21 protein-coding genes are annotated in these 18396 nt (G+C 66.8%); 7 read left to right on the top strand and 14 right to left on the bottom strand.

All coding sequences use genetic code 11. The features are described 5' to 3' along the window. Positions 1–146: 146 nt before the first annotated feature. From GSH16_RS15260 to GSH16_RS15230, 7 genes are all read right to left on the bottom strand, one after another. A complete protein-coding gene (locus tag GSH16_RS15260) occupies positions 147–776 on the bottom strand; it encodes a hypothetical protein (protein ID WP_160856479.1) in 630 nt (209 codons plus the stop codon). Positions 777–863: 87 nt separating this feature from the next. Further along, the gene (locus GSH16_RS15255) at positions 864–2261 is read right to left on the bottom strand and encodes an NAD(P)(+) transhydrogenase (Re/Si-specific) subunit beta (RefSeq protein ID WP_160856478.1); all 1398 of its coding nucleotides are present in this window, start codon (positions 2259–2261) and stop codon (positions 864–866) included. A gap of 12 nt (positions 2262–2273) precedes the next feature. Further along, complete coding sequence (locus tag GSH16_RS15250; protein ID WP_160856477.1) at positions 2274–2699, bottom strand: proton-translocating transhydrogenase family protein; 426 nt, start codon at positions 2697–2699, stop codon at positions 2274–2276. After that, positions 2699–3838, bottom strand: coding sequence for a Re/Si-specific NAD(P)(+) transhydrogenase subunit alpha (locus GSH16_RS15245; RefSeq protein WP_160856476.1), 1140 nt, complete (start codon positions 3836–3838; stop codon positions 2699–2701). Before GSH16_RS15245 ends, GSH16_RS15250 begins: the two co-directional genes overlap by 1 nt. A gap of 49 nt (positions 3839–3887) precedes the next feature. Then, complete coding sequence (locus tag GSH16_RS15240) at positions 3888–4022, bottom strand: aa3-type cytochrome c oxidase subunit IV (protein WP_160856475.1); 135 nt, start codon at positions 4020–4022, stop codon at positions 3888–3890. A gap of 152 nt (positions 4023–4174) precedes the next feature. Beyond that, entirely contained in the window at positions 4175–5242 is a 1068-nt protein-coding gene (locus GSH16_RS15235; RefSeq protein WP_160856474.1) for an MBL fold metallo-hydrolase, read from the bottom strand. Between the two features lie 4 nt (positions 5243–5246). Further along, positions 5247–6977, bottom strand: a complete 1731-nt coding sequence (locus tag GSH16_RS15230; protein ID WP_160856473.1) for an acyl-CoA dehydrogenase — start codon at positions 6975–6977, stop codon at positions 5247–5249. Between the two features lie 135 nt (positions 6978–7112). Here GSH16_RS15230 and GSH16_RS15225 point away from each other — a divergent pair, with 135 nt between their 5' ends. Beyond that, positions 7113–8108, top strand: a complete 996-nt coding sequence (locus GSH16_RS15225; RefSeq protein WP_160856472.1) for an L-threonylcarbamoyladenylate synthase — start codon at positions 7113–7115, stop codon at positions 8106–8108. A gap of 10 nt (positions 8109–8118) precedes the next feature. Here GSH16_RS15225 and GSH16_RS15220 read toward each other — a convergent pair whose 3' ends face one another. Then, positions 8119–8697 carry a YqgE/AlgH family protein gene (locus GSH16_RS15220; protein WP_160856471.1) on the bottom strand — a complete coding sequence of 193 codons (579 nt, stop codon included), beginning with the start codon at positions 8695–8697 and terminating at the stop codon, positions 8119–8121. A 120-nt stretch (positions 8698–8817) separates the two neighbouring features. Here GSH16_RS15220 and GSH16_RS15215 point away from each other — a divergent pair, with 120 nt between their 5' ends. Beyond that, positions 8818–9660, top strand: a complete 843-nt coding sequence (locus GSH16_RS15215) for a protein-disulfide reductase DsbD domain-containing protein (protein ID WP_160856470.1) — start codon at positions 8818–8820, stop codon at positions 9658–9660. Between the two features lie 3 nt (positions 9661–9663). Here GSH16_RS15215 and moaB read toward each other — a convergent pair whose 3' ends face one another. The 3 genes from moaB to GSH16_RS15200 form a co-directional block, all read right to left on the bottom strand. After that, positions 9664–10194: a molybdenum cofactor biosynthesis protein B gene (gene moaB / locus GSH16_RS15210; protein WP_160856469.1), complete on the bottom strand. Its 531-nt coding sequence runs from the start codon at positions 10192–10194 to the stop codon at positions 9664–9666. Then, positions 10194–11030 carry a uracil-DNA glycosylase gene (locus GSH16_RS15205; RefSeq protein ID WP_160856468.1) on the bottom strand — a complete coding sequence of 279 codons (837 nt, stop codon included), beginning with the start codon at positions 11028–11030 and terminating at the stop codon, positions 10194–10196. Before GSH16_RS15205 ends, moaB begins: the two co-directional genes overlap by 1 nt. Positions 11031–11109: 79 nt before the next feature. Then, the gene (locus GSH16_RS15200) at positions 11110–11733 is read right to left on the bottom strand and encodes a glutathione S-transferase family protein (protein ID WP_160856467.1); all 624 of its coding nucleotides are present in this window, start codon (positions 11731–11733) and stop codon (positions 11110–11112) included. 136 nt (positions 11734–11869) lie between these two features. Between GSH16_RS15200 and GSH16_RS15195 the strand changes: the two genes are divergently transcribed. The 5 genes from GSH16_RS15195 to GSH16_RS15175 all read left to right on the top strand — a co-directional run bounded on the left by GSH16_RS15195 (position 11870) and on the right by GSH16_RS15175 (position 15664). Beyond that, on the top strand, positions 11870–12805 hold the full coding sequence (locus GSH16_RS15195; RefSeq protein WP_160856466.1) for an aspartate carbamoyltransferase catalytic subunit: 936 nt from the start codon (positions 11870–11872) through the stop codon (positions 12803–12805). Beyond that, complete coding sequence (gene pyrC, locus GSH16_RS15190) at positions 12802–14085, top strand: dihydroorotase (protein WP_160856465.1); 1284 nt, start codon at positions 12802–12804, stop codon at positions 14083–14085. The genes GSH16_RS15195 and pyrC overlap by 4 nt, the downstream gene beginning before the upstream one ends. Next, positions 14082–14741, top strand: a complete 660-nt coding sequence (gene plsY / locus GSH16_RS15185) for a glycerol-3-phosphate 1-O-acyltransferase PlsY (RefSeq protein ID WP_407941078.1) — start codon at positions 14082–14084, stop codon at positions 14739–14741. The genes pyrC and plsY overlap by 4 nt, the downstream gene beginning before the upstream one ends. Positions 14742–14870: 129 nt before the next feature. Further along, complete coding sequence (locus tag GSH16_RS15180) at positions 14871–15293, top strand: DUF805 domain-containing protein (RefSeq protein ID WP_160856464.1); 423 nt, start codon at positions 14871–14873, stop codon at positions 15291–15293. Then, entirely contained in the window at positions 15290–15664 is a 375-nt protein-coding gene (locus GSH16_RS15175) for a DUF805 domain-containing protein (protein WP_328803251.1), read from the top strand. Before GSH16_RS15180 ends, GSH16_RS15175 begins: the two co-directional genes overlap by 4 nt. A gap of 6 nt (positions 15665–15670) precedes the next feature. Here GSH16_RS15175 and GSH16_RS15170 read toward each other — a convergent pair whose 3' ends face one another. The 3 genes from GSH16_RS15170 to GSH16_RS15160 all read right to left on the bottom strand — a co-directional run bounded on the left by GSH16_RS15170 (position 15671) and on the right by GSH16_RS15160 (position 18393). Next, positions 15671–17041, bottom strand: a complete 1371-nt coding sequence (locus tag GSH16_RS15170; protein ID WP_160856463.1) for a glutamate--cysteine ligase — start codon at positions 17039–17041, stop codon at positions 15671–15673. A 72-nt stretch (positions 17042–17113) separates the two neighbouring features. Continuing rightward, positions 17114–17650 (bottom strand): hypothetical protein, encoded by a 537-nt coding sequence (locus GSH16_RS15165; protein ID WP_160856462.1) that lies wholly within the window; start codon positions 17648–17650, stop codon positions 17114–17116. Next, the gene (locus tag GSH16_RS15160; RefSeq protein ID WP_160856461.1) at positions 17647–18393 is read right to left on the bottom strand and encodes a 16S rRNA (uracil(1498)-N(3))-methyltransferase; all 747 of its coding nucleotides are present in this window, start codon (positions 18391–18393) and stop codon (positions 17647–17649) included. The genes GSH16_RS15165 and GSH16_RS15160 overlap by 4 nt, the downstream gene beginning before the upstream one ends. Between the last annotated feature and the right edge of the window lie 3 nt (positions 18394–18396).

Here is an 18396-nt window from a genome sequence, read left to right as displayed (position 1 = left end):
ACATGCGTGCCACCGGGGCCCCGCCCCGTTGAACGACGACGACCCCCGCGGCCTGGCCCGGGGGTTTGTCATTTTCAGGGACAAGAATGAGCGAATGTCCGGCAGGCGGGGCATCACATCCGATATGCCCCACCCCATGGCGCGCGCTACTCTGCTGCCGTATCGGCGCTGGAGATGACCAGGTTCTTCCCGCGGTCATTCTCGTAGAAGTCTGTCGTGACGACATTGGGCATGCGCGACACGTTGATCCGCACCGTCTCGGGCAGGAACCAGGCGCTCATATAGTCCGAGAAGCTGGGCGCGGTGCGCAGCACGGACGCCGTCGATGCTCCGCAGAAAACGTTGCGGGTCGGCGGCCGGGACTCGATCTCGCGCAGGAACTGTTCCGCCTCAGACGCGCTCACATAGACTTTCTGGGACTGGACATAGAAGCCGAACCGCGCGTGGAACCGCTTGTAATAATCGACCATCCGGTCCGACGCGCCGTAGAAGACATCGCCCTTGTGGGGCATGGACGGATGTTTGAAATTGCCGGCCGGATCATAGAGCACACGCTGCGAGGGCGCGTTGACGACCACCCCGGTATGGTCCGACTGGCCGGTCTTCTCCGACACCATCGACAGGACCTCGATATAGGGCGGTTCGCCGCTCTGATAAGCGGCGCGGGCAATCTCCTCGGGCGGCGAGGCGGTATTGTCGGCACAGGCCCCCAGAAGCGTCAGCAGGACAATCGCGGCTATGGCGCGGATCATCGGCAGTCCCCCTAAATTCGTCATGCAAAAAGTTTCCAGTATGTGAATTGGTATGCAAAAGGGCGGGCTGATGACCAGCCCGCCCTCGTGAATTTTCCGTGACCTGTGGCCCTAATCCATCGCCTTGACGACGTCCTCGCACATCTTCTTGGCGTCGCCCAGAAGCATCATCGTCTGGTCCATGAAGAAGAGCGGGTTCTCGATTCCGGCATAGCCCGAGCCGAGCGAGCGCTTGACGAACAGAACCGTCTTGGCCTTTTCCACGTCGAGCACCGGCATGCCCGCGATGGGCGAATTCGGGTCGGTCTTGGCAGACGGGTTGGTGACGTCATTGGCGCCGATGACGAAGGCCACGTCGGCCTGCGGGAACTCGGCGTTGATGTCTTCCAGCTCGAACACCTCGTCATAGGGCACGTTGGCCTCTGCCAGCAGCACGTTCATATGCCCCGGCATACGCCCGGCCACCGGATGGATCGCGTATTTCACGTCCACACCGGCTTCCTTCAGCTTGTCGGCCATCTCGCGCAGCGCATGCTGGGCCTGCGCCACCGCCATGCCGTAGCCCGGCACGATGATGACGGAGCCGGCATTCTGCATGATGAAGGCCGCATCATCGGCCGAGCCGCGCTTGACCGGCTTCTGCTCGCCGCCGCCCGCAGCGGCCGCGGCAGCATCGTCGCCGCCGAAACCGCCGAGGATGACGGAGATGAAGCTCCGGTTCATGCCCTTGCACATGATGTAGGACAGGATCGCCCCCGATGCGCCCACGAGCGCGCCGGTGATGATCAGCGCCAGGTTGCCAAGCGTGAAGCCGATCCCCGCGGCGGCCCAGCCGGAATAGGAGTTCAGCATCGAGACAACCACCGGCATGTCCGCGCCGCCGATCGGGATGATCAGCGTCACGCCGAGCACGATCGCGGCAATCGCGATGAGCCAGAACCAGATCGTCGCCTGCGTCGTGATCATCAGGATCACCATGATCACGATGGCCGCGGCCAGCGCGATGTTGATCATGTGCCGCGAGGGCAGCAGGATCGGCGCGCCGGACATGCGCCCGTCGAGCTTGGCAAAGGCGATGACCGACCCCGAGAAGGTGATCGCACCAATGGCGACCCCGAGGCTCATCTCGATGAGCGACCCGGCTTTGATGTCACCGACCGAGCCGATGCCGAACGCTTCGGGCGAATAGAAGGCGCCCGCCGCCACGAAGACCGCGGCCAGACCCACGAGCGAGTGGAAGAAGGCCACCAGCTGCGGCATCTTGGTCATCTCGATCCGCTTGGCGATGACGAAGCCGACACCGCCGCCCAGCGCGATCGCGAGCAGCACCAGAAGCACGCCGATACCCGCGGGCGGGTGGGCGATGAGCGTGGTCAGCACGGCGATGGTCATGCCGGCCATGCCGAACTTGTTGCCCTGCCGCGAGGTCGTCGGATGCGACAGACCACGGAGCGTCAGGATGAAAAGAATGCCTGCAACGAGGTAGGCGAAGGCTGCGAAATTGGCCATATCTCAGCCCCCTCAGTCTTTTTTCTTGTACATGGCCAGCATCCGCTCGGTGACCATGAAGGCCCCGAAGATGTTGACCGAGGCCAGCACCGTGGCGATGAAGCCGAAAAGCGGCGTCCAGCCCGATGCGAGGTCCGTATCGACGCCGACCGCGATAAGCGCGCCCACGACGATCACCGACGACACGGCGTTCGTCACCGACATGAGCGGCGTGTGCAGCGCGGGCGTCACCGACCAGACGACGTAATAGCCCACGAAACAGGCCAGAACGAAGGCGGCGAACAGGTAGAGGAAGGGCGAGACGCCCGCCCCGTGGCCCATGGCGCTACCCAGTTCCGGAGCGGCGACGGCCAGTTCCTGCGCGAGTTCCGCAACCCGCTCGGACGCGTCCGCGGCCGCATTGGCCGCTTCGGTCAGTTGATCAAGGGGTCCGGCCATCACTCAGCCTCCTTCTCGGCGAAATTGGGGTGGATGACGGCGCCGCCGCCGGTGAGCTGGATGCCCTTGACGAGCTCGTCCTCCGGGTCGAAGGCAAAGCCCTCCTCGCCGAAGAACTGGGCCAGAAAATTGTAGTGGTTGCGGGCAAAGAGCGCGGAAGCATCCGCCGCAAGCCGCCCGGCCATGTTGGGATAACCGATGATCGACACACCGTTGTCGGTGGTGACGGTTTCGCCCAGCTTCGCGCCCGCGACATTGCCGCCCTGCTCGATAGCCAGATCGACCAGCACCGAACCCGGCTTCATCGACGCGACCATGTCGGCGCTGACCAGTTCCGGCGCCTTGCGGCCCGGGATCAGCGCGGTGGTGATGACGATGTCCTGCTTGGCGATGTGACCGGCGACCAGGTCCGCCTGCTGGCGCTTGTAATCGTCGGACATTTCCTTGGCATAGCCGCCGGAAGTCTGGGCCTGCTCGAATTCCTCGTTCTTCACGGCGATGAATTTCGCACCGAGCGAAGCCACCTGTTCCTCGGTCGCGGGGCGCACGTCCGTTGCCGTGACGATTGCTCCGAGACGGCGGGCGGTGGCGATGGCCTGAAGGCCGGCCACGCCGACCCCCATGACGAAGACCTTGGCCGGCGCAACCGTGCCCGCGGCCGTCATCATCTGCGGCATTGCCTTGCCGTAGCTGTTGGCCGCCTCGATCACCGCCTTGTAGCCCGCAAGGTTCGACTGTGACGAGAGCACGTCCATCGACTGGGCGCGGCTGATGCGCGGCATGAACTCCATGGCGAACGCATCCACGCCCTTGTCGGCGCAGGCCTGCATGATTTCGGGGTCGCCATAGGGCGCCATGATCGCGAAGAGCTTCTGGCCCTTCGCCAGCGATTTCACCTCGGCCTCGGTCGGAGCGAGCACCTTGAGCACCACATCCGCGCCCTTGAGCGTCGCGGCGTAGGTCTTGGCAATGGTCGCACCGGCATCTTCGAACGCCGCATCGGGGATGCTGGCGCTCGCGCCTGCCCCGGCCTGCACGGTCACTTCTGCGCCGAGTTTCAGGAATTTCTTGACCGTTTCAGGCACGGCCGCCACGCGCGTTTCATCAGCGCGCGTTTCCTTCGGAATCGCTATTTTCATGATATGTCCCGGTTTTTGAAATGGCCCGCGCTGCGACGCGGGCCGGTGGTCAGGAGTTGAAGAGGGCGAGGAAGATCAGAACGCCGATCGCCGCTGCTCCGGTCCAGATGCCGACCTTGATGAAGCCGACGAAGGTTTTCTCCTGCTCGGTGATGTCCATTTCACCAGGTTTGTAGTCACTCATGTCTTTCGTCCTCGGGATGGTGGGTTGTTTTTTTGGGGTGACGTATAGTCAACTCCGGTCGAATTGCAAAGGTCCGACGCTGTCGCAGGGTGCGCCGCAGCCCGTTTTGGCAGGCCAGACGCTCCTGCCGGGCCAGCTGGAAACGCGCCGGATCAAGACGCTGCCGCCCGGAGGCAGGCATCCGTTGCCTGCCAGATCCGCGCACCTTTCATGTCGGTCTCGAAAGCGGCCTGCCCCAGACGGTGCAGGTGGTTCAGATGCGCCACGGCCTCCACCAGCGCGAGGCCGAACTCCGCTTCGCCGATCTCGCGACGGAACAGCGCCGGGAAACAGTCCACGGCGCTCCGTGGCGTTGCCAGATGGGACCGCAGGCGCTCCAGTGCGCCATGATGGTTGTCGATCAGCTGGCCAAGCCGCGCCGGCAGGCCTGTGAAAGGCAGCTTGTGGCCGGGCAGCACCAGATGCGCCTCGGTCGCATGGGCCTTCAGCGCGGTGCAGCTTTCCAGCCATTCGCCCACCGGATCGGCTTCCGGCTCGCTGGGATAGACGCCCAGATTGGGCGAGATGCCCGGCAGAATCTGGTCGCCCGCGATGACGAGGTCGCCGTCCGCGCTCCAGAAGGTCAGATGTTCGGGCGCGTGGCCGTTGCCGGTGCGCACGATCCAGTCGCGCCCGCCCATGGACAGGCGGTCGCCCCCGGCCAGCCGCGTGTAACCCTGCGGCATCGGGTCGACCATGTCGCAAAAGTTGAAAGGCCGTTCCGTGCTGCGTTTTGCCAGCACCGCCTCCGGCGTGCCGGCCGCACGATAGAAACGCATCGCCTCGGGGGTCGGCAGCGCCTGTTCGTCGAGCACCAGCATCCGCGCCATCAGCCATGCCGTGCGGCTGGTCAGAAGCTCGGCCCCCAGTTCGGTCTGGAACCATCCCGCAAGCCCGACATGATCCGGATGGTGATGGGTGACCACGAGCCGCCGCACCGGCTTGCCGCCAAGCGGCCCGACCAGGAGCGCCTGCCAGATCGCCTTGGACCGGCGTGAGGACATGCCCGTGTCGATCACCGTCCAGCCGTCGCCATCGTCGAGCGCGTAGATGTTCACATGATCGAGCGCCATCGGGAGCGGCAGCCGCATCCACAGAATGCCCGGCGCGACCTCGACCGCCGCCCCTTCTGCGGGCGGCGTCTGGAACGGCATCCGGATCGGGTCCTGCGCGCTGCCCATCCGGTCAGGCCGTCAACGCGTCGGCCGGGAAGGCATAGAGCGGTTCCGCGCCCTGTTGGGCCGATAGGCACAGCCCGCCGACGCCGGGCAGGATCTGCATGATCTGGAACCGTGCGAGCGCCACGCGTTCCGCACTGTCACCCGCCAGTGCTGCCGCCAGAAGATAATGGCCGCCGAGCAGATGCCCGAAAGCCGTCAGGAAGGGCCGCGCGCCCGCGAAACGGTCGTTCATCTCGGCGCCGAGCATCCAGTCGAGCGTCTCGGCCACGGCCTCGACAGCCCGACCGAGCGCCGCGCCTAGCGGCGCCAACGCCCCGTCCGACCCCGCTGCGCGGTCGGCCGTGGCCTGCACCTCTGCCAGCATTGCACGGGCCGCGTCGCCGCCATCCATCAGCTTGCGGGCCACCATGTCCATCGCCTGAATGCCGTTGGTGCCCTCGTAGATCGTGGTCACTTTCACATCGCGATAGAATTGCGCTGCGCCGGTTTCCTCCACATAGCCCATGCCGCCATGGACCTGGATGCCGAGCTCGGCCACTTCGCAGCCGATATCCGTGCCATGCGCCTTGGCAATCGGCGTCAGGAACGCGCCACGCGCGGCCCATGTTTTCGCCTCTTCGCCGCCGGTCGCCTGCGCCATGTCGAAACTGAGCGCCGTATCGAGGCAGATCCCCCGCGCGGTCGCGGTCAGCGCCTTCATCCGCAGCACCATCCGGCGCACATCGGCATGGTCGAGGATCGTTCCCGTGCCGCCCTCGACGGGCACCCGCCCCTGCACGCGGTCAAGCGCGAAAGCAACGGCCTTCTGGGTTGCAGCCTCGGCAATGCCGAGCCCCTCGACCCCGACGGCCAGCCGCGCATTGTTCATCATCGTGAACATGGCCGCCATGCCGCCATGCTCCGCGCCGACGAGCCAACCGGTCGCGCCGTCAAACTCCATCACCGCCGTTGGCGAGCCGTGCAGACCCATCTTGTGCTCCAGCGAAACGGTCCGGAGGCTGTTGGCCTTGCCGGGATTGCCCGCTTCGTCGGGCAGATATTTCGGCACGATGAAGAGCGAAATGCCCTTGGTTCCCGCACGCCCGTCCGGCAGCCGTGCGAGCACGAGATGGCAGACATTTTCCGCTACGTCATGGTCGCCCCAGGAGATATAGATCTTCTGCCCGCTCACCGCATAGGTGCCGTCGCCATTGGGCACGGCCTTGGAGCGTAGCGCGCCCACGTCCGACCCGGCCTGCGGCTCGGTCAGGTTCATCGTGCCGGTCCAGGTGCCCGATGTCAGCTTGGGCAGGTAGGTCGCCTTGATCTCGTCGCTTGCATGCGCTTCCAGAGCCTCGATCTGCCCCTGCGTCAGAAGCGGATTGAGCGCGAGCGCGAGGCAGGCGGAATGCATCATCTCATTCACACCCGTGGCGAGTGTCAGCGGCAGGCCCATGCCGCCATGTTCGGGATCGGCCGTCATCCCGACCCAGCCGCCTTCGGCAATCGCCTTGTACCCGTCGGCAAAGCCCGGCGAGGTGCGCACGACGCCGTTTTCCAGCCGCGCGGGGTGCAGATCGCCCGCGCGCTGCAGAGGCGCCATCACCTCTTCGGCCAGACGCGCGGCTTCGGTCAGGATCGCGTCCGTCATCTCGCCTGCCGCTTCGGCAAACCGTTCGGTCTCTGTCACGCGCCCGTAGCCGAGCACGTCGCGCAACAGGAACTGCAATTCAGAAACAGGGGCCCGATAAGTCATCATCCGCTCCGCTCGCCGGCCGGTTCTCCGGGCTTCCGGAAACCGGTGAAATTCAGTATGCCGACAGTCGGGCTGCCGACAGCGGGCAGGTTAGGCCGCACGCCGCCCGGGAAACAAGGAAAACGCAACGTCACAATGGCCGACCCCGTCACCCAGATCCTGCCCGACAGTGCTGCGGGCATCGCCCGCGCGGCCGAGATCCTGCGCGACGGCGGCCGCGTCGCCTTCCCGACAGAGACCGTCTACGGGCTCGGTGCCGATGCCCGGTCAGATGCGGCCGTCGCAGGGATCTTCGCGGCCAAGGACCGGCCGCGGTTCAACCCGCTCATCGTCCATCTGCCCGACCGCGCCGCGGTGGAAGCCTATGTGGATCTGCCCGAGGCCGCGGGGCAACTGGCGGATGCGTTCTGGCCCGGACCGCTGACGCTGGTTCTACCGCGCCGCGCTGGGGCGCCTTTGTCCGATCTGGTCACTTCCGGCCTGCCGACACTCGGCGTCCGCGTGCCGGCGCACCCGCTCGGCCGCGCGCTGCTGGAGGCGTTCGGCGCCCCCGTGGCCGGCCCATCGGCCAATCCGTCGGGGCGGGTCAGCCCGACATCGGCCGCGCATGTGGCCGACGGGCTGTCGGGCCGGATCGAGGCCATTCTGGACGGCGGCGCCTGTCCGGTGGGGCTGGAGAGCACGATTGTCGGGTTCGACGCTGACGGCGCGCCGGTCCTTCTGCGGCCGGGCGGCATCCCGCGTGAGACGATTGAGGCCTGCCTCTGCCGCCCGCTGGCGGACCGTGAAGGCCATGCGGCAATCACCGCACCGGGGCAGCTTGCGTCCCATTACGCGCCGGACGCCCATATGCGGCTGGACGCGGACCGCCCCCTGACCGGAGAGGCCTGGCTCGGGTTCGGACCGGACCCGGAAGGGATCGACGGACCGGCGCTGAACCTGTCGCCCACCGGCGATCTGCATGAAGCGGCCGCACGGCTTTTTGCCGCGATGCGGGAAATCGACAATCTGGCCGCCGATGCGGGCCTTGCCCGGATTGCGGTCGCGCCGATCCCGATGGGCGGGCTCGGCGCCGCGATCAATGACCGGCTGGGCCGCGCCGCGGCCCCGCGCCCGGATCAACCGGCATAGGATCGGGATATCAGGCGGTGCCGCCCTCGGCCGACAACATGCGCGGATCGACGCCCAGAAGCGCCAGCGCGGCCTGCCATTTCTCGTCATCATCATCGTTGAAGACAAGATCGAGATCGGCATCGCAGGTGAGCCAGCCGTTCGCCTGCAATTCGCTCTCCAGCTGCCCCGGTCCCCAGCCGGCATAGCCGAGCGCCAGAAGCGACCGTTCCGGCCCCTCCCCGCCAGCTATATCGCGCAGGACCTCCAGCGTTGCAGTCATCCCGAACAGCCCGTCTATATCCATAGTCGACTGGTCGACATGATATTCCGGCGTGTGCAGCACGAAGCCGCGCCCATGTTCGACCGGTCCGCCCAGATGCACGCGCAACTCGCGCGCCGAACCGGTGCCGGGAATATCGAGCTGGTCCAGCAGGTCCTTGAATTTCAGATCTGGCGCCGGCTTGTTGATGACAAGGCCCATCGCGCCTTCCGGCGAATGGGCACAGATGAAGATGACAGTATGGTCGAACCGGCTGTCGCCCATGCCGGGCATGGCAACCAGCAGCTTGCCGTCAAGAAATCCGGGTTCCTGTTGATCTGCGCTCATAGCCATAAATGTGCCGCTCGCGGGCGGCGATTTCAAGCGGACTCACACCCGAATGTGACTTCCGGTCCCCGCTTGTTTGACTAGAGTGGGCGCGATTTCTGTCCTGACCCGAGTCCCGACATGCCACGCCGCTCCAACCTGTTCCGCCCTGCCCTGGCCGCCGTCGCGGCCTTGCTCACAGGCTTTGGCACGCTTGCGATGGCACAGAGCGCCCCCGATACAGATTTCGGCACGGTGGCACTTCTGCCCGGCTGGCAGGCGGATAACGGGATCGAGACCATAGCCGTGGCCTTCGACCTCAATCCGGGCTGGAAGACCTACTGGCGCGCGCCCGGCGCGACCGGCATTCCGCCGCGCTTCGACTGGACCGGATCGGAGAATATCGCCGCCGTGGAGGTCGTCTGGCCGACGCCGGACGTGTTCGAGACATTCGGCGAGCAGACCATCGGCTATGGCGGGCAGGTGATCCTGCCGATCCGCATCCGGCCGCGCGATACGGGTGCCCCGGTGCGGGTCCGGCTCGCGCTCGACTATGGCGTATGCGAGGAGATCTGCATCCCCGCTTTCGAGACATTCACCGCCGAGCTGCCCGCCGCGCGCGGGGGTGCGGCCCAACCGGCAATCGTGGCGGCGCTGAAATCCGCGCCGCGGTCCGGGCAGGCGCAGGGCCTGACCGGCGCCGCCTGCGGGCTCGACCGGTCTGGCGATCGGTTCGAACTGACGACCGATCTGACCTTCGACCGCGCCCTGCCGCCCGATGCGATCACGGTGGTGGAAAGCCCGGATGCCGATCTCTGGATCGGCACATCTCGATCGGATGTCGCGGGCGGGCGGATCAGCGGCAGCGCACGGATGGAATATTACGGCGATGGCGGGTTCCTGCTCGAACGCGACCGGCTGCGGCTGACCGTTCTGGGCAGCGGATTTGCCGCGGATATCCGCGGCTGCACCGCGGGCGGCTGACTCTCACTTGCGGCGCTGGTGTTCCTCCAGCCGGGGCATGATTTCCACGAAATTGCAGGGCATGTGGCGATAGTCGAGCTGCGGCTGCAGGATCTCGTCCCACCCGTCCTTGCAGGCGCCGGGCGAGCCGGGAAGCGCGAACAGATAGGTGCCGCCCGCCACCCCGCCACAGGCACGAGATTGCACCGCCGACGTGCCGATCTTCTTGACCGAGACCATGGTGAAGAGCGTCGAGAAAGCGTCGATCTCCTTCTCGTAGACATCGCGATGCGCCTCCACTGTCACATCGCGCCCCGTGAGGCCCGTGCCGCCGGTGGAAATCACCACATCGATATCCGGATCGGAAACCCAGGCGCGCAATTGCGCGGCGATCTGGTCGCGCTCGTCAGGCAGGATCGCGCGGTCGGCAAGCAGATGCCCCGCACCCTCCAGCCGTGCCACGAGCACATCGCCCGACCGGTCCTCGGCCAGTCCGCGGCTGTCAGACACGGTCAGGACCGCAATGCGGACGGGAATGAAGGCACGATCGCCCATCAGGCCGCCCCTCCGGCAGCCAGCCTGTCACGCACCGCTTTCAGGTCCTCCCATGCGTCGCGTTTCAACCCGGTGTCGCGCAGAAGGGCGCGCGGATGGCGCATCGGCATGACCGGCAGGTCGCCCAGCGCCGTCCACTGCCCGCGCAGCCGTGTGACGCCGGCCTGCGTGTCGAGGACCGTGCGCACCGGCGGCGTCCCGAGCAGGATCAGCACTTCCGGCGCGGCCAGTTCGATATGGCGCATCAGAAAGGGCCGCATCTGGGCAATCTCGTCTGGCGACGGCGGCCGGTTCTGCGGCGGGCGCCATGGCAACAGGCTTGTCAGGTAGAGCCCTGCTGCCGGCGCATCCGCGCTCCGACTGAGCCCGATTGCCGCGAACATCGCATCGAAGAGCAGCCCCGCGCGACCGGCGAGCGGCCGTCCGGCCTGATCCTCGTCCCGATCCGGCGCGTCGGCGACGACCATCACCCGCGCACCCGCAACACCATCGGCAAAGATCGTGTTGCGCGCCCCGCGTTTCAGGGCGCAGCCGTCATAACCTTCGACCGCGACACGCAACGCATCGAGATCCGCGCAGGAGGCCGCCAGTTCGGATGCCGCCTTGGCCGGGTCTTCCTTCGGCGGCGCCTGAACGGGCGTGTCCGCCGCTGTGTCGCCACGGGGAGCAGACGGGGTCGCAGCCTGCTTGCGGGCGCCCGGCTTGCTCCACGGTGCCTTGTCGGGCAGCGCGAACCGGTCCACCGGCACATCGCCGATGGCCTCGTCCGCCCCCATTTCGACCATCCAGTCGAGATGGGCGAGCAAAGCCTCGGGGGTGCTCTGGCCGGGTGTCATGCGCGTCAGGCTCCGTGATGGGCGATTCTGCGGCCACTCTAGGATGCATCAAGGCCGGACGCCAGAAGACCGGACCGGATCAGGGCACCGACGAGGGACGCGCCCGAATCAGGCCGCGCCAGACATGGGTCGCGTCATGGGCTTCGGGAAGCTCCTGCCGGATCGTGCGCATGAACTCCACGGCGACGAAGGCGGTGATATCGGCAATCGTATAGCGCCCTGCAGCGACATAGCCGTCCCGAGAAAGGGCATGCTCCAGTAGCTCCAGCCCGGACTGGACCCGCGTGCGGTTGGCCTCCGCCCATTGCGGGACCTGATCCTCCATCACGGCCATTTTCGGATTGCCGTGCCGCAGCACCTGCGCCACGGGATAGAAAAGCTGGAACTCCATCCGGCGGGACCACATTTCGATCTCGGCCGCCTCCCGCGCGTCGCGGCCCATCAGGTTCGGTTCGGGATGGAGCGCTTCGAGATAGCGGCAGATCGCCACCGTCTCGGTGAGCCACGAGCCGTCATCGAGATGCAGTGCCGGCACGTGAAACGTCCCGACCCGCTCCGCATGGGCCAGGAACTGTTCGCCCGCCATGATATCCACCTGCTCGCGCGGCAGGTCGATCCCCTTTTCCGCCATGAAGATGCGTACGCGGCGCGGGTTCGGCGCATAGGGCGCTTCGACGAGCAGATCGGGGCGTGGCAAGGTCATGGTGGCGGGCCTTCGCTTCAACGGGTCAGGGCGGCTCCAGTCTGGACCGGTCCCGGCACTGCGGCAAGGCGCGCCGCCAGTCTTGCCCCGTCCCGCAGCCCTGATATAAGCGGGGCCAACCGCTGCAGGAGCTTTCATGTTCAGCCACCGACACCTTCTGGGCATCGAGCATCTCTCGCCTTCCGATATCACCGCCATTCTCGATCTGGCCGACACCTATGTCGACCGGACCCGGTCGCCCGACAAGCACGGCACGGCGCTGGCCGGCCTGACGCAGATCAACATGTTCTTCGAGAACTCGACCCGCACCCAGTCGAGCTTCGAACTGGCCGGAAAGCGGCTCGGCGCGGATGTGATGAACATGGCGATGCAGACAAGCTCGGTGAAAAAGGGGGAAACCCTGATCGACACCGCGATGACGCTGAACGCGATGCATCCTGATATCCTGGTCGTGCGGCACCCGAGTTCGGGCGCTGTGAACCTCTTGGCGGAGAAGGTGAACTGCGCCGTGCTGAACGCCGGCGACGGGCGGCACGAGCATCCGACACAGGCGCTTCTGGACGCGCTGACCATCCGCCGCCGAAAGGGACGGCTGCACCGGCTGACGGTCGCGATCTGCGGGGACATTGCCCATTCGCGGGTGGCGCGCTCGAACATCATCCTGCTCGGCAAGATGGAAAACCGGGTGCGGATCGTCGGCCCGGCGACGCTCATCCCCTCGGGCATGGACCGGCTCGGCGTGGAAGTGGAACATGACATGAAGGCCGGTCTGGCCGATGCCGATGTGGTGATGATGCTGCGGCTGCAGAAAGAGCGGATGAGCGGTGCCTTCATCCCGTCGGAACGCGAATATTACCACCGGTTCGGCCTTGATGCCGCGAAGCTGAAAGCTGCCAAACCCGACGCGATCGTCATGCATCCCGGCCCGATGAACCGCGGGGTGGAGATCGACGGCACGCTGGCCGACGACATCAACGTCTCGGTCATTCAGGAACAGGTGGAAATGGGCGTCGCGGTGCGCATGGCCGCGATGGACCTGCTCGCCCGCAACCTCAAGGAGGCCCGGGCATGAGCGACCTCCTGATCGAGAATGTGCGCCTGATCGATCCCGACGCGGGCACCGAGACCCACGGTGCGGTCCGGATCGCGGACGGCCGGATCGCAGCGGTCGGTGCAAAGCCCGATCCCGCGACGGATGCCCGCCGGATCGACGGGCGCGGGCTGTGCCTTGCACCCGGCATCATCGATATCGGGGTGAAGATCGGCGAGCCCGGCGACCGCCACAAGGAAAGTTTCCGCACTGCAGGCCGCGCCGCCGCCGCGGGCGGCGTGACCACGATGGTCATCCGGCCCGACACCAGCCCCGCCATCGATTCACCCGAAGCGCTCGAATTTCTCGACCGTCGCGCCCGCGAGGCCGCACCGGTCAACGTGTTGCGCATGGCCGCGCTGACGCGGGCCCGCGCCGGCAAGCAGATGGCCGAATATGGCTTCCTGCTCGACGCGGGCGCCGTGGCCTTTACCGATGCCGACCGCCCGGTGGCGGACACGAAGGTGCTGCAACGCTGCATGAGCTATGCGGCGGGCCTTGGCGCGCTCATCATCGGCCACCCGCAAGAGCCGATCCTGTCGGACGGGGCCTGCATGACCTCGGGGCCGTTTGCCGCCAAACTCGGCCTGCCCGCGGTATCGCCGATGGCGGAACGCATCCAGCTGGAACGCGACCTCGCGCTCGTCGAGATGACGGGCGTGCGCTACCATGCCGACCAGATCACCTGCGCCGCCGCCCTGCCCGCGCTGGCCCGCGCCCGGGCCGCCGGACTGCCGGTGACGGCGGGCGCGTCGATCCACCATCTGACCCTCAACGAGTTCGATGTCGGCGACTACCGGACCTTCTTCAAGGTCAAGCCGCCCCTGCGCGCCGAGGAAGACCGGCTCGCCGTGGTCGAGGCGCTGGCCGCGGGCGAGATCGACATCATCTCCTCGATGCACACGCCGCAGGACGAGGAAAGCAAACGCCTGCCGTTCGAGGAAGCTGCCTCCGGCGCCGTGGGGCTGGAGACGCTCCTGCCCGCCGCGTTGCAACTCGTTCATGCCGGTCATCTTGACCTGCCGGCGCTCTTCCGCGCGCTCGCATTGAACCCCGCAAAGCTGCTCGGTCTGGACGCCGGACGGCTCGCCGAAGGCGCACCGGCCGACCTGATCCTCTTCGATCCCGACAAGCCCTTCCTTCTCGACCGCGCGACATTGCGCTCCAAGTCGAAAAACACGCCCTATGACCTGCGCCGGATGCAGGGGCGTGTGATCCTGAGTATCGTGGGCGGCGACATCATTTTCGGAGAGGCCGCATGATCCCCGACCTGTTGCGCCCCGGCGCCGCCGCACCCGGTTTCGAGGCTGCCCTGCCCTGGATGATCGGCGTTTTCCTTCTGGCCTACCTGCTCGGGTCGGTGCCTTTCGGGCTGGTCATCACGCGGCTCTTGGGCCTTGGCGACATCCGCCAGATCGGATCGGGCAATATCGGCGCGACCAACGTCTTGCGCACCGGCAACAAGCCCGCCGCGCTGGCGACGCTCCTGCTCGACAGCGGAAAGGGCGCGATTGCGGTCCTCATCGCGCGGGCCCTTTATGGCGAGCCTTATGACCAACTGGCCGGTCTGGGCGCGTTTCTCGGCCATCTCTTCCCGGTCTGGCTCGGGTTCCGGGGCGGCAAGGGGGTGGCGACCTATCTCGGCACGATGCTGGCGCTCTGCTGGCCCGCCGGGCTGGCGGCTTGTGCGACCTGGGCCGTCATGGCAGCCCTCTTCCGTATCTCCTCGCTCTCGGCGCTCGTCGCCGCGGCCGCGGCACCGGTCTATCTCTACCTGTTCGGGCTGCCGCAGGCGGTCTGGCTCGGCATTGTGCTGGCCGTGCTCGTCTGGGTGCGCCATGCACCCAATATCCGCAGGCTCCTCGCTGGCACCGAACCCCGGATCGGCGCGAAGTCCGGCAAGGCGGACGCAGGCTGAAGCGCCGGCACCACCGGGCAACAGGCGGGCCGCGATGATCCCCTCGCCCGCGCAGCAGACTTGACCGGCTGCCGATCCGCACCCCATCCTGCGGGCGGATACAAGTGACTGCGCGTAAAGAGGGAATTCATGTCTTTTGCCACGTTCATTCGGGAAGGGCTGTCGCTCGGCCTGACATTTCGGGGGCGCTCCTCGCGGGCGGCCTACTGGTCTTTCGCACTCTTTGCCATCGCGATGGTGTCGGTGGCACATCTGGGTGCGGACCATGCGGCGAAACTGCTCGGGATGGAACGGTCCGGCCCGAGCGGCATCCTTGGCGGGTTCCTTCTGGTCGCCTCCTCCATGCTCGGCGTCTTCGTGATCTACCTTGCCATCGCCACCGCGGCGGCCATGGTGCGCCGCCTGCATGACACCGGCCGGAGCGGCTGGTGGTGGTGGATCGGGCTGGTGCCCGTCATCGGCGGGCTGGTGCTTCTGGTCTGGGCCGCCATGCCCGGCGATCTGGCCGACAACCGGTTCGGCCCGGCGCCCGGTCCGCCGGAGGAACTGTGACCCTCACGCAGGCCACCGGGCGCTGCCTGCGGCGCTATGCAGACTTTTCGGGCCGCGCGAGCCGTTCGGAATTCTGGTACTTCTTCCTTGCCTGCACGCTGATCGTGGGCGGGCTGTTCACCGCCGTTTTCGTGCTGACAGAACTCGACGATATTGTCGGGCTGACGGCGATCATCCTCGCCGCGTTGGTCTATCTGTCGCTGCTCCTGCCGCAACTGGCCAGCTTCGTGCGGCGCCTGCACGATCAGGACCGGCGCGGTTGGTGGGTGCTGGTCTATTTCCTGCCTCTGGGCCTTCCGATCCTGCTCGCGATGATGGCGCTGCCCGGAACAGCGGGCGACAACCGGTTCGGTCCGGTGCCGCCGCAATAGGGCCCGTCAGTAGCTGTAGGCGGCATAGATCGGGTCGATCTCGCCCTTCCAGTCCCCGTGATAGTGGCGCAGAAGCTCGTCCGCCGGCGTCTCGCCGCGATCGACGATTTCATGCAGGGCATTGAGGAAATGGGTCTCGTCGGGGATCAGCCCGCCCGCACCGGCCCGCGCCCGTGCCGCCAGTCCGGCCTTTGATATCTCCAGCACATCGGCCGCGAGCTCCTGCATCGTCCGGCCGCCGATCTGCGCCTTCAGCCCGTGTTTTGCCGCGTCCATGCGGAGCGCCCAGCGTTCCTCTTCCGACCAGCCCTTGCAGAGGTCCCACGCGGCATCTCGGGCGGCCCCATCATAGAGCAGCCCGACCCAGAGCGCCGGCAAGGCACAGATACGCCGCCACGGCCCCCCGTCGGCGCCGCGCATCTCCATGAATTTCTTGATCCGCACTTCGGGGAAAATCGTCGTCAGGTGATCGGCCCAGTCGGACAGGGTCGGCACCTCGCCAGGCAAAGCCGGCAATTCACCCCGCAGGAAGTCGCGGAAGGACTGGCCCAGCGCATTGATATATTTTCCGTCTCGATAGACGAAATACATCGGCACATCGAGCGCATAGTCCACATAGCGCTCGAACCCCATCCCGTCCTCGAAGACAAAGGGCAGCATGCCGGTGCGGGCCGGGTCGAGATCGGTCCAGATCCGCGACCGCCAGCTTTGCCAGCCGTTCACCTGCCCGTCGAAAAAGGGCGAGTTGGCGAATAGCGCCGTGGCGACCGGCTGGAGCGCCAGCGCGATGCGGAACTTCTGCACCATGTCCGCCTCGGAAGCGAAGTCGAGGTTCACCTGCACCGTGCAGGTCCGGTACATCATCGCGGTGCCGAGCGTGCCGACCGTCTTCATGTAGCTGGTCATCAGCTTGTAGCGGCCCTTCGGCATGACCGGCATCTGGTCCTCGGTCCATGCGGGCGCGGCCCCCAGCCCGATGAAGCCGACGCCGACCGCATCGGCAATATCCTTCACCTCGCGCAGGTGGGCGTTCACCTCGTCGCAGGTTTCGTGGATGGTGCCGAGCGGCGCGCCCGACAATTCCAGCTGGCCGCCGGGTTCGAGGCTGACATTGGCCCCGTCCTTTTCCAGCCCGATCAGGTGCCCCGCTTCCTCGACAGGCGCCCAGCCGTAGCGGTCGCGCAAGCCTTCCAGCACGGTCAGGATCGAGCCGCGCCCCTCATAGGGCAGCGGCTGGTGGCTGTTCAGGCAATAGCCGAATTTCTCATGCTCGGTGCCGATCCGCCAGGCGTCGGCCGGCTTGCATCCGTCGGAGAGATACTGGGCCAGCTGGGCGTGATCTTCGATCGGTCCGCCGCCGGATTGCGGTATCGACATGGCAAGGCTCCCGGTTGGCCACGGATGAACTTCCGACTTAGTGCCGCGCCGCGCGGGACGCAAGGCCGCGGATCAGTGCAGACGTTCGATCTGCGGGCGGGGCTTCTGCCAGACGGCGATGGGCACCCGGCTGGCCGTGTCGGGCGCGGCCAGAAGTTTCGGCACGCTGAGACCGGGCAGTTGCGCAAGCGCGTCGAACAGTTGCTCGCCGCCCTCCACCCGGGCCGGAATACGCAACTGAACACCGCTCTTGCCGCGCAGGACCCAGTGACCGGCGCCGCGCTGTGCGGGCGCGAAATCCACGCGGGTGATGTCGTCGATATCGATGAAACTGCTGCCCTCGGGGCCAAGATAGCCAAGCAGGCTTTCATCGAGCAGAACGCGGCCCCAGCCTGCGCCCTCGCCCACGAACCGGGCGCGCTGGAAAGCCCCGATGGCCGCGACGGCGCCCCCGAGCGCCAGCGCCCCCCAGATCAGCATCCAGACCTCCTGCCCGCGCAGGACGGCGCCCAGAAGCCCCCAGAGGCCGAGCGCGGTCAGCAGTCCGAAGAGGATCGTCATGCGGTGCCGGCGGGCCAGCGCCGCGACCTCTGGCCGGACGAAACTCATCGCCAGTCCCCCGCCACCGATTGGAGGATCGCCAGCGCCGCGGCCGCGGCCGTGTCAGCGCGCAGGATGCGGGGACCGAGCGTCACCGGGATCACATCGTCCCGCGCCCGCAGCCGCGCCGCTTCCTGAGCCGAAAAGCCGCCCTCGGGACCGATCAGCACCGCCGCCGGCCCGGTGAGGCCGGCGACGGCCTCCGCCATCGGGCGGGCATCGCGGCTCTCGTCGCAAAAGACGATCTGGCGCCCTTCCGGCCAGTCGGCGAGCAGCCGCTCGAATTTCACCGGCTCCGCCACATCTGGCACGAACGTGCCGCCGCATTGCTCAGCCGCTTCCACCACATGGGCCTGCAACCGATCGCGGCGCAGCCGCTCGCTGTTGGTATAGGCGGTAAAGACCGGCTGGATCCGCCGCATCCCGAGTTCGCAGGCTTTCTCCACGATGAAATCGGTGCGGGCCTTCTTGATCGGCGCGAACACGAGCCAGAAATCAGGGGGCAGCGCCTGTGCTGCTGTCTGCTCCACCACATCGAGCCGGCCCGCGCGTTTGCCGGCTTCGGCCACCTTGGCCCGCCATTCGCCGTCACGCCCGTTGAAGAGCAGAACCGGCGCGCCCACCCCCTGCCGCATCACGCCGAACAGATAGTGGGCCTGATCGCGCGTCAGCATTACCTGTTGACCGCCCGACAGGGGGGCGTCCACAAAGAGCCGGATCCGGGCGCGGGTCGCAGTATGATAATCGGACAAGTC

Source organism: Oceanomicrobium pacificus (assembly GCF_009833495.1).
GTDB lineage: Bacteria > Pseudomonadota > Alphaproteobacteria > Rhodobacterales > Rhodobacteraceae > Oceanomicrobium > Oceanomicrobium pacificus.
Note: the sequence above shows the minus strand (reverse complement) of the source record. Positions and strands in the feature narration are given on the sequence as shown.

Coding starts and splice junctions, on each gene's coding strand:
- GSH16_RS15215 (WP_160856470.1), top strand. CDS start 8,818: ATGCCACGCCGCTCCAACCTGTTCCGCCCTGCCCTGGCCGCCGTCGCG.
- GSH16_RS15180 (WP_160856464.1), top strand. CDS start 14,871: ATGTCTTTTGCCACGTTCATTCGGGAAGGGCTGTCGCTCGGCCTGACA.
- GSH16_RS15220 (WP_160856471.1), bottom strand. CDS start 8,697: ATGAGCGCAGATCAACAGGAACCCGGATTTCTTGACGGCAAGCTGCTG.
- GSH16_RS15235 (WP_160856474.1), bottom strand. CDS start 5,242: ATGGGCAGCGCGCAGGACCCGATCCGGATGCCGTTCCAGACGCCGCCC.
- pyrC (WP_160856465.1), top strand. CDS start 12,802: ATGAGCGACCTCCTGATCGAGAATGTGCGCCTGATCGATCCCGACGCG.
- GSH16_RS15170 (WP_160856463.1), bottom strand. CDS start 17,041: ATGTCGATACCGCAATCCGGCGGCGGACCGATCGAAGATCACGCCCAG.
- GSH16_RS15240 (WP_160856475.1), bottom strand. CDS start 4,022: ATGAGTGACTACAAACCTGGTGAAATGGACATCACCGAGCAGGAGAAA.
- plsY (WP_407941078.1), top strand. CDS start 14,082: ATGATCCCCGACCTGTTGCGCCCCGGCGCCGCCGCACCCGGTTTCGAG.
- GSH16_RS15225 (WP_160856472.1), top strand. CDS start 7,113: ATGGCCGACCCCGTCACCCAGATCCTGCCCGACAGTGCTGCGGGCATC.
- GSH16_RS15260 (WP_160856479.1), bottom strand. CDS start 776: ATGACGAATTTAGGGGGACTGCCGATGATCCGCGCCATAGCCGCGATT.
- GSH16_RS15200 (WP_160856467.1), bottom strand. CDS start 11,733: ATGACCTTGCCACGCCCCGATCTGCTCGTCGAAGCGCCCTATGCGCCG.
- GSH16_RS15250 (WP_160856477.1), bottom strand. CDS start 2,699: ATGGCCGGACCCCTTGATCAACTGACCGAAGCGGCCAATGCGGCCGCG.
- GSH16_RS15245 (WP_160856476.1), bottom strand. CDS start 3,838: ATGAAAATAGCGATTCCGAAGGAAACGCGCGCTGATGAAACGCGCGTG.
- GSH16_RS15195 (WP_160856466.1), top strand. CDS start 11,870: ATGTTCAGCCACCGACACCTTCTGGGCATCGAGCATCTCTCGCCTTCC.
- GSH16_RS15230 (WP_160856473.1), bottom strand. CDS start 6,977: ATGACTTATCGGGCCCCTGTTTCTGAATTGCAGTTCCTGTTGCGCGAC.
- GSH16_RS15205 (WP_160856468.1), bottom strand. CDS start 11,030: ATGACACCCGGCCAGAGCACCCCCGAGGCTTTGCTCGCCCATCTCGAC.
- moaB (WP_160856469.1), bottom strand. CDS start 10,194: ATGGGCGATCGTGCCTTCATTCCCGTCCGCATTGCGGTCCTGACCGTG.
- GSH16_RS15165 (WP_160856462.1), bottom strand. CDS start 17,650: ATGAGTTTCGTCCGGCCAGAGGTCGCGGCGCTGGCCCGCCGGCACCGC.
- GSH16_RS15255 (WP_160856478.1), bottom strand. CDS start 2,261: ATGGCCAATTTCGCAGCCTTCGCCTACCTCGTTGCAGGCATTCTTTTC.